Origin of the sequence: Streptomyces lushanensis, from assembly GCF_001700515.1 — a bacterium.
In the GTDB taxonomy this organism is placed as follows: Bacteria; Actinomycetota; Actinomycetes; order Streptomycetales; family Streptomycetaceae; genus Streptomyces; species Streptomyces lushanensis.
The window spans coordinates 1-1258 of sequence record NZ_MAUD01000599.1; the positions used below are offsets into that span (position 1 = coordinate 1).

A 1258-nucleotide genomic window follows, 5' to 3' on the forward strand; every position below is an offset into this window, starting at 1 on the left:
GTCGGCCGGCTGCACGAGCGCTACGGCGAAGGCGGGCGGTCGTTCCACGTTCTCGCGGCCGAATCCCAGAACTTCTCGCCCACTGTCACCCCGTCGCCCTGGCGGAGATTCGCACGCCAGACATTGACGTGCCAGCGGAGCGTCGGATTCGCCCCCAGCGGGCGCAGTCCCTCCGCCCCCATCTCCACCAGGTCACGCACGGCCTCGGGGGGCAGCTCCGTACTGAAGAAGACCCGAGCCCCGTTCGGTCCCTCAAGCAGCAGTTCGGCGGGGACCTCGGAGGCCGTCGGCCGCGTCCGGCCGCCTCGCACGCGACCCANNGGCGGCCTGGGTGCCGAACTTGGCGGCGATCGCCTGGAAGAACGGTGTCAGCACCGCTGCGGTCAGCAACCCCTCGACGTAGTTCCCCGATCCCACCGCATGGCCGGTACCCTCGTGCTCCCGCGGTCCGGAAACGCGGACGACTTCACGCTCGCCGTCGAGCTCACCCGGCATACAGCGCCCCCTCTGTCAGTGGTGCGAGCCTTTCACGGACTCCATCGGGACGCCGTGCCTGCTCAGGTAGCGCCGTATCCGCATGTCCCAGAAGTAGCCGTTCAGAAACACCGCGAGGCCCAGGACGAGGCCGCCGCCGAGGACCACGATCTGTCCGTTGCCGTTGAAGAACGACCAGATGGTCAACGCCGTTCCCAGAACGGCCAGTACGACCCCCCAGACCATCCGCAGCCGCGCTTGAGCGAGATCGGACCTGATCTCCACCCGCAGAGCCGGTGTCATCGGGTGCGGGCCGTCCGGGCCCTCGTTCGACCACCGTTTCATGTGTCCCCCTGTGTCTGATGGCGAGGGAACGGTACATCGCGTGGCGGTCACGCTCCATAACACCGGCCAACGCGGGGATTTCTCCCGCGCGACCGGAGACCGACAGTTCCGGGCCGGAGCCGAGCCCGTACTCATCGCGCTGAAACCACTGGGCCGGCCAGGTGGGAATCCGTACCCTGGCGCCATGGTGAACGAAGGTGAACCGGGGCTCTTTGTGAACCGGTGGGGCGATACATCACCGCCGGCGGCTGCGGGAGGCCGGTCCCGTCAGGAGGTGTGCGAGTGCTTCGACCAGTCCGAGCCGCGTCCGCGAGCCCGCGTCGGCTTTCACACCGAGCGCCAGGACACCTCGGCCGCCGGATGGCAGCGTCTGCTGGAGCTGGTGGACGAGGCCGCGGACGACGGACGGGAGGAGTTCCGTCCCTTGGCCGGACTCAGC

General features: G+C 68.7%; 2 protein-coding genes and 1 pseudogene. 1 reads left to right on the top strand and 2 read right to left on the bottom strand.

Annotated features, from left to right (window positions below; translation table 11 throughout):
- Positions 1 to 20 precede the first annotated feature (20 nt).
- Positions 21 to 319 (bottom strand): hypothetical protein (locus BFF77_RS31700; RefSeq protein WP_211280375.1); only part of this gene is annotated, 299 nt, incomplete at its 5' end.
- 191 nt (positions 320 to 510) lie between these two features.
- Positions 511 to 819: a hypothetical protein gene (locus BFF77_RS31705; RefSeq protein ID WP_141698602.1), complete on the bottom strand. Its 309-nt coding sequence runs from the start codon at positions 817 to 819 to the stop codon at positions 511 to 513.
- A 184-nt stretch (positions 820 to 1003) separates the two neighbouring features.
- On the opposite strand from BFF77_RS31705, the pseudogene BFF77_RS37495 reads away from it, so the two are divergent.
- Positions 1004 to 1258 (top strand): annotated as a pseudogene (locus BFF77_RS37495) (leucine-rich repeat domain-containing protein); the annotation flags it as partial.

What these genes read in the sequence shown, in the direction of transcription:
- BFF77_RS31705 (WP_141698602.1), bottom strand. Translation starts at nt 819, where the DNA reads ATGAAACGGTGGTCGAACGAGGGCCCGGACGGCCCGCACCCGATGACA.